Below are 7,708 nucleotides of genomic sequence, written 5' to 3' on the forward strand. Positions count from 1 at the left end.
GTACTCCAGTTAGGGTGCAGAGGACCCAAATAAACGTTGATCAGGCTGCAGCGCCAGGCTTGGCCTGACGGGATGCAAATTCTTCCAGGCCAGACAGACCTTCGCGGCGCGCCAGCTCGGCCACCACATCGCTTGGACCGATGCCCAGATGGGCCATGGCGACCATCGAATGGAACCACAGGTCGGCAAACTCGCCCACCAGGGCCTTGCGGTGCTCTGGGCTGGCCTCGGCGGCCATGTCCTTGGCGGCCAGCACGGTTTCCGTGGCTTCCTCGCCCACCTTTTTCAGGATGGTGTCCGTGCCTTTGTGAAACAGGCGCGCGACGTAGCTCTTGTCGGGGTCGCCACCTTTGCGCGACTCAATGACGGCCGCCACACGGTTCAGCACGTCCAGGGTATCCAGCGGGGTGGTCATTTGTAAATGTGTTCAGGATCTTTGAGAACAGGGTCGATGGCGACCCATTGGCCATTGTCGTACTTCTGGAAGAAACAACTGTGACGGCCAGTGTGACAGGCTATGCCAGGTTCGTGACCAAGTTGTGTCACGCGCAACAGCACGACATCGTTGTCACAATCCATGCGGATGGCATGCACTTTCTGGATGTGGCCCGATTCTTCGCCCTTGTGCCACAGCTTCTTGCGCGAGCGGCTCCAATAGACGGCCTCACCGCGTTCGGCGGTCAAGGCCAGCGCCTCCCGGTTCATCCAGGCAAACATCAGCACGTCACCCGTGCTGTCTTCCTGGGCAATCACCGGCACCAAGCCGTTTTCATCCCAGCGGATTTCATCTAACCAAGTCATAGGTGGGGAGTGTAGCAATCGAGGGGCCAGATGACGCTCGAAGGGATAGCAGGCATCACAATATCCTTATCTCAAACCCTCATGAAGGATTCGGTTCGTGTCTGCTCGGGATGAAGCAAGCTTGCCGCTGCTGGCGGTCACCATGGGGGATGCCTGCGGCATTGGCCCCGAGATCATCGCCAAGTGGTGGCAGGGACGCCCGGCCGCGCTGGTGATCGGTTGTCCGGCCGTGATGCGGCGCGCCGTGCTGAGCGTGGGTCGTGGGGCTGAACTGCGGGTGGTGCCTGTGGCGTCGGTGGGTGACGTGGCGGGCTTGGTGGCCGGTGACATGGCCGTGCTGACGCCGACCGGCTTGCCGGTCGATGTGATCGATGCGCCTTTGGGGCAGATTGACGAGCGCGCGGGCCGTGCGGCGGCGGCGAGCATTCGCGAGGCCGTTCGCCTGGCGCAGCAGGGGCTGGTGGCCGGCATTGTGACGGCACCGTTGCACAAAGAGGCCTTGTCGCTGGCGGGGGAGCCTTATCCGGGGCATACCGAGTTGCTGCAGGCGGAAGGTGCCCCGCCCGGGCAGCCCCCCGCTCCCGTGCGCATGATGTTGGCCAACGATCAGCTCAAAACGGTGCTGGTCACCATCCATGTGTCGCTGCGGCAGGCGATCGAACAGGTGACCTATGACGCCGTGCTGGAAACGTTGCGGATCACGCATGACAGCGCGCGCCTTTGGGGGCAGCCTGCGCCACGCATTGCCGTGGCGGGTTTGAATCCGCACGCCGGGGAGGGCGGACTGTTTGGTGATGAAGAGTTGCGCATCATCGGCCCGGCCATCGAAGCGGCGCGCGCCATGGGCATTGACGCCAGCGGCCCCTATGCGCCGGACACCGTGTTCATGCGTGCGCGGCACGCACCGCCTGAGCACCCAGGCGAGTTCGATGTCGTGGTCGCGATGTACCACGATCAGGGACTCATTCCGGTGAAGTATCTGGGGCTGGATCAGGGGGTCAATGTCACCCTGGGCTTGCCGTTTGTCCGCACCAGCCCGGATCACGGAACCGCGTTTGATCTGGCCGGTACGGGTCGAGCCGATGAATCCAGTCTGGCTGAGGCGGCACGCATGGCGCGCCTGCTGGTTTCGGGTCGTCAGGCGGCGCCAGCGGCGCGCGATTGACTGCGCAGGGCGGCCAATTGGCGGCGGGCGCGAACGGTGGCACGCTCAATCAGTTCTGACTGCTCAAAGGCCTTGAAGCGACCGGTTTCGCACATCTTGGCCAGCGTGCGGCCCGTCAGCGAAATGGTCTGCTTGTGCATCTGTCCGTGCGTGAAGATGAAGAAGGTGCGGCCATCGCTCACCCAGGTCAGGCGAACTTTTTTCCACTGGCCTTGCATCATCATGTGATAAGGCGTCCCCTTCTGGATGTGGTGCACCAGTTGCAGCCCAGCAGAGGGGGGCGGAGGGATGTCTAGGTTGATGTCGATGTCACTCAGGCTGGGGTCGGCCTCACCAGGCAAGTCCAGGTTGATGTCCAGATCACCCTCTGCGCCCAATGCGGCTTCCGGGACGAAACCGGTTTGCTGCACCTCTTCGGGGGAGAGTGCCGAGGCCACCGTCAGGGTTGGTGCTTCGCCCAGCTGATCCAGGGATGAGGGCAGCGGATCGTTGGCCGCTTCTTCTCTGGATGGGATGGAGATCTGCTCGACCTGATGAAGGCGTTGCTCCAGCAGTCGTGTGGTCAATTCGTGAGGCGGTGCTGCCTTCAGTCCGGCCGCGTGCGCCGGCAACAACTGCGCGAAGAACTGCTGCTTGGCGGACTCTGACCACTGAATCATGGCCAGACCCTCGTTCAGGTCCTTCATCAGTTGCGGCAGTCGAAGCAGAAACTCCTTGCGCAACTGTGGGCTGCCCTTGGGCTGCACGCTGAGCGCCAGATCATGACCCGCACGCTTCATGCGCTGCGCCAGAGGCGAGTCGGGGCCGCCCTGCGCGAGGGCCATGACCTGCACCTGACTCCAGATCTGCGAGAGGAAGTCGCGCACGAACTCTGGCATGTCCACGTCCAGCAGTTCGCGCTTCAGGATCTGCATGTAGCGCTGCTGAACGCGCAAATCGGCTTCCTTGCCGCTGAGCAACTCTGCGACGGCCGCATGCTCCGCTGCATCGCGCGCACTTTCGGCATCGATGAACGACTCCAGCTCTTTCAGCTTGGCCTCGTACACATCCATGCGGTCGAAATCGCCATCGACGATCTCGTTGACCAATTCGGTGATGCGGTCGAGGCAGGCCTTGCCCGGTCCCTGGTCGTAGTCATCAAATGACGCCGAAAGTGTGGCCATGCGGTTGACGAAGCGCCGAACCGGATGCTTGCGCGAGTTGAAGAATGTCATGTCGCCCAACGCGACACGCAGCACGGGCATTTGCAGCCGGGCAATCTGCCGTGCCATCTGGGGGGCGACCTTCGGGTCAGAGAGCACCTGATCGAACAGCGCTGCCACGATGTCGATCACCATCTGGTCGATGGCGGCACCGCCGCTGGCCTTGATCAGTTCATCGCGGTGAACCCTGATCAGATTGGCGGCCATCAGGGGGCCGGCAAACCCGGCAGTTCCTGCGGCATCGGCAGCCGACGCATCCGGGAAACCGATGCCGGGTGTCGAGTACCCGGCAGCAGCCAGCGTGTCCCAACCGGACGGCCCTGCCTGTTGCGTGATCTGGCGGAGCAGGTTTTGAAAGTCGGCGCTCACCGGAGGCAGAGGTGCGCCGCTTGTGCGGGGTGCCCAGCCCAATGGTGCGAGCCCGGACTGCGCACCAGAGGTGGTGTTGGGCATGCTGACGCCGAACATCTCACCCAGCGCCTGTGCGGCGCGCAGATGGGCCTCGGGCGGGGCGGAGGAGGTCGTCCGGCCAGACTGCGTTTCGCCAAAAGCGCCACTGCGAGTGGACGACGCGCCCAACTCGCCTTGCTCTGAGTTGGTGGTGCCCGCGGCCGACGTACCGCTCAGTCCGGCGAACATGGAGTTGTTGGGGGCCGCCGTACGCTGGAGCGTCATGGCCAGTGGCTGCACGCCCTGGGTCCGCATGTCGGCCGCCAGTTGCTTGTAGCAGGCGTCGAGTTCCGGGCCGAGTGTGCGTGCCAACTGTCCTGCCAGGACCTGGAGCGATTCTTCGTCGCAGCCGGCTTCGGCCATGGCATCCAGCAGTGCGCGCGTGATCTTCTGTGGCCGCAGGGGGTTGCGATCGGGGCTGGCATCGCCGACCAACGAGGCGATGAAGCTGCCGACGGCCTCGAAAGCACTGTCGCAGTCGGCCAGAACGGTGCGGGCCATGCGATCGGCCATCACGCCCCGTTCCACCTCGTCGTTGTCGACCAGCGAGAGCGAAGCCCAGTCTGTTGCATCGGGGCCGTTGCTCAAAGTGCCTTGCTGGCTGTTGCGCCCCCCTCGGGTCACCTGGCTTTCGATGGCGCGATCAAACGATGATTTGATCGCGCTGCCCTTCAGGCGCAAGACGCGATCAGCCTCGTTCAGGACCTGCCGTTGGGCGTTATTGGTGGCGGACAAGGCCAAGGGACCCAACTGCGTGGCCAGCTTGTCCAGGGTGGACGACACCGTCACCTTGATGCGGCCCACGGCGGCCTGCAAAACGGTTTCGAGACGATGGTCTGTCACGCAAACATCCAATCACTGCAAAGTTGATGAGGTGAGAAGCACGGAGCGCTCCACGCGGAGCCCCGTTATCGTAGGTTATCGACCGTCGGCGCTGCGGCTTTCGTGCTTTTGCAAACTGTCACCAATTTTGAATGATGAAAGCTGCGCAAGTCCGCCGACCAAGCGCCCGACTTTGTAAAGGTTAACCATTTCAGGTCATCCCTTCACTTTTGAGTGCATCAAATTCGTGTGCATTGGTGAAAAAACGCATGAGGATGGCAGCGGTGGGGTGACGACGAGGTAGCCTCTCGGGATGCGTCTCGTCTGGTGCCGGCTGTTGCGAAAAAGTTGCAGGCTGTTTTGTGCGATGTTTGAGCAACCTTGATGAGACTGGGTAATTAACCCTGTTGGCGTCCGTTAGAATACGAGGTTGACCCCAAACCTCTGTCATCGTCCCATCAGTCCCTGAGGATACCCATGAGCAACAAGCCAGTGGATCAAAGCCGTCGGACCTGGGTGACCATGGCCTGCGCCGCCGGTGGCGTGGGCGGCGTGGCCACCGCCATCCCCTTCGTTTCGACATTCCAACCTTCCGAGCGTGCTCGTGCTGCCGGTGCCGCCGTTGAGGCTGATATCAGCGCCCTGAAACCGGGCGAAATGATGACAGTCGAATGGCGCGGCAAGCCCGTGTGGATCATGCGCCGCACGCCCGAGCAGTTGGCTGCTCTGGCCAAGATCGAAGGTCAGCTGACGGACCCCAAGTCCGAGCTGAAGCCTGAAGAGTGCCCCGAGTACGCCCGCAACGCGCACCGCTCGATCAAGCCAGAGTACCTGGTGACGGTCGGCATCTGTACGCACCTGGGTTGCTCGCCTTCGTCGAAGTTCCAGACCGGTCCTCAGCCTTCGCTGCCGGACGACTGGCAAGGTGGCTTCCTGTGCCCCTGCCACGGTTCGACCTTTGACCTGGCTGGCCGCGTGTTCAAGAACAAGCCCGCGCCCACCAACCTTGAAGTTCCTCCCCACATGTACCTGTCTGACACCAAGCTGCTGATTGGTGAAGACAAGAAGGCCTGATCGGAGATAAACAATGGCTGAATTCAAGCAAGCGCCTGCGGGCGCCTCGGCAGGCGAGAAGTTCATGACCTGGATCGACAATCGATTCCCGGCCACGAAGATGTACAAGGAGCACATGTCCGAGTACTACGCGCCGAAGAACTTCAACTTCTGGTACTTCTTTGGCTCGTTGGCCATGTTGGTGCTGGTGATCCAGATCGTGACCGGTATTTTCCTGGTCATGAACTACAAGCCCGACGCGGCTGTGGCTTTCGCCTCGGTCGAGTACATCATGCGTGATGTGCCTTGGGGCTGGTTGATCCGTTACATGCACTCGACGGGCGCTTCCGCGTTCTTCATCGTGGTGTACCTCCACATGTACCGTGGTCTGATCTACGGTTCGTACCGTACGCCACGTGAACTGGTGTGGATCTTCGGTTGCCTGATCTTCCTGTGCCTGATGGCCGAAGCCTTCATGGGCTACCTGCTGCCTTGGGGCCAGATGTCCTATTGGGGCGCTCAGGTGATCATCAACTTGTTCGCAGCGATTCCGTTTGTGGGTCCTGATCTCGCGATCCTGATCCGCGGCGACTTCGTTGTGGGCGATGCCACCCTGAACCGTTTCTTCTCGCTGCACGTGATCGCCGTGCCCCTGGTCCTGCTGGGCTTGGTCGTGGCGCACATCATCGCGCTGCACGAAGTGGGTTCCAACAACCCTGATGGCGTCGAGATCAAGGAAAAGAAGGACGAGAACGGCATCCCTCTGGATGGCATTCCCTTCCATCCTTACTACTCGGTGCACGACATCGTGGGTGTGGTGGGCTTCCTGATCGTCTTCACGGCTGTGATCTTCTTCATGCCTGAATTCGGCGGCTACTTCCTGGAGTACAACAACTTCATCCCAGCCGACCCGTACAAGACGCCGCCTCACATTGCGCCGGTCTGGTACTTCACCCCGTTCTATTCCATGCTGCGTGCCACGACTGACCTGATGGTCACCGTGCTGGCTGGCATCATTGGTCTGGGCGCTGTGCTGAACCTGATCAAGGGCAAGGGCGATGGCAAGACCAAGGTCGCCGGTCTGGTGGTCGCGGCTGTGGTCATCGGTCTGCTGAAGACTTTTGAAGCCAAGTTCTGGGGCGTGGCCGTGATGGGTGGCGCCGTGGTGATCCTGGCGGGCCTGCCCTGGTTCGACAAGAGCCCTGTGAAGTCCATCCGTTACCGTCCGAACTGGCACAAGCTGGTGTACGCGGTGTTCGTGATCAACTTCTGCATCCTGGGCTATCTGGGTGTGCAGCCTCCTTCTCCCGTTGGCGAGAAGGTCAGCCAAGTTGGTACGCTGCTGTACTTCGGGTTCTTCGTGCTGATGCCCTGGTGGAGCCAGCTGGGTACTTTCAAGAAAGTGCCTGAGCGCGTGAACTTCAAGCCCCACTGATCGTTGCAGGAAAAACAGACATGAAAAAGATTCTTGCTTCCCTGCTGGCCGCCTTCACCCTGGTGACGGGCGCCCAAGCCTCCGGTGGTGACCTGGTTCTGGACAAGTTCCCCAAGGAGCGTGTGTCTGACCTGGCTGCCTTGCAAAACGGTGCCAAGCTGTTCGTCAACTACTGCTTGAACTGTCACGCTGCCGCTTTCATGCGTTTCAATCGCCTGAAGGACATCGGCCTGACCGAGCAACAGATCAAGGACAACCTGCTGTTCCCGACCGACAAGGTGGGTGACGTCATGAAGGTTGCGATTGACACGAAGGACGCCAAGGACTGGTTTGGTGCGGTGCCTCCTGACCTGACTTTGGTGGCGCGTTCGCGTGCCAGCCACGCCGGTACCGGTGCAGACTATCTGTACACCTACCTGCGCGGTTTCTACCGTGACGACACCCGTCCGACCGGTTGGAACAACATCGTGTTCCCCAACGTGGGCATGCCTCACGCTCTGTGGGAACTGCAAGGTCAGCGTGCCGCCAAGTTCGAAGAGGTCACCGACTCGCACGGCGTGAAGACCCATCACCTCGAAGGCTTCGAGCAACTGACCCCCGGCAAGATGTCGGCTCAGGAGTACGACAGCGCCGTGGCTGATCTGGTGGCCTACCTGCAGTGGATGGGTGAGCCCGTTCAAACGCAGCGTACCAAGCTGGGCGTTGGCGTTCTGGCTTTCCTGGCGATCTTCTTTGTGATCGCCTGGCGCATGAACGCTGCGTTCTGGAAAGACGTGAAGT

Annotated in this window: 7 protein-coding genes; 4 read left to right on the plus strand and 3 right to left on the minus strand. The window is 61.3% G+C overall.

Going from position 1 to position 7,708, the window contains the following annotated elements:
• Positions 1-40: 40 nt before the first annotated feature.
• Positions 41-415, minus strand: a complete 375-nt coding sequence (locus tag ACMV18_RS07345; RefSeq protein WP_420817300.1) for a phosphoribosyl-ATP diphosphatase — start codon at positions 413-415, stop codon at positions 41-43.
• The gene (gene hisI, locus ACMV18_RS07350; RefSeq protein ID WP_374259100.1) at positions 412-801 is read right to left on the minus strand and encodes a phosphoribosyl-AMP cyclohydrolase; all 390 of its coding nucleotides are present in this window, start codon (positions 799-801) and stop codon (positions 412-414) included. The genes ACMV18_RS07345 and hisI overlap by 4 nt, the downstream gene beginning before the upstream one ends.
• A gap of 142 nt (positions 802-943) precedes the next feature.
• Between hisI and pdxA the strand changes: the two genes are divergently transcribed.
• A complete protein-coding gene (pdxA, locus tag ACMV18_RS07355) occupies positions 944-1,966 on the plus strand; it encodes a 4-hydroxythreonine-4-phosphate dehydrogenase PdxA (RefSeq protein WP_420817303.1) in 1,023 nt (340 codons plus the stop codon).
• Here the strand turns inward: pdxA and ACMV18_RS07360 are convergent.
• Positions 1,939-4,461: a DUF1631 family protein gene (locus tag ACMV18_RS07360; protein ID WP_420817301.1), complete on the minus strand. Its 2,523-nt coding sequence runs from the start codon at positions 4,459-4,461 to the stop codon at positions 1,939-1,941. The genes pdxA and ACMV18_RS07360 overlap by 28 nt on opposite strands.
• Before the next feature lie 456 nt (positions 4,462-4,917).
• Between ACMV18_RS07360 and petA the strand changes: the two genes are divergently transcribed.
• The 3 genes from petA to ACMV18_RS07375 all read left to right on the plus strand — a co-directional run.
• Positions 4,918-5,514, plus strand: coding sequence for a ubiquinol-cytochrome c reductase iron-sulfur subunit (gene petA, locus ACMV18_RS07365; RefSeq protein WP_374259098.1), 597 nt, complete (start codon positions 4,918-4,920; stop codon positions 5,512-5,514).
• Between the two features lie 13 nt (positions 5,515-5,527).
• Positions 5,528-6,928, plus strand: a complete 1,401-nt coding sequence (locus tag ACMV18_RS07370) for a cytochrome b (RefSeq protein WP_420817302.1) — start codon at positions 5,528-5,530, stop codon at positions 6,926-6,928.
• A 20-nt stretch (positions 6,929-6,948) separates the two neighbouring features.
• Positions 6,949-7,708, plus strand: a 760-nt coding sequence (locus tag ACMV18_RS07375; protein WP_374259017.1) for a cytochrome c1, incomplete at its 3' end; no start/stop codon positions are given.

The sequence above is a fragment of the Aquabacterium sp. genome (genome assembly GCF_048860245.1).
GTDB lineage: Bacteria > Pseudomonadota > Gammaproteobacteria > Burkholderiales > Burkholderiaceae_C > Aquabacterium.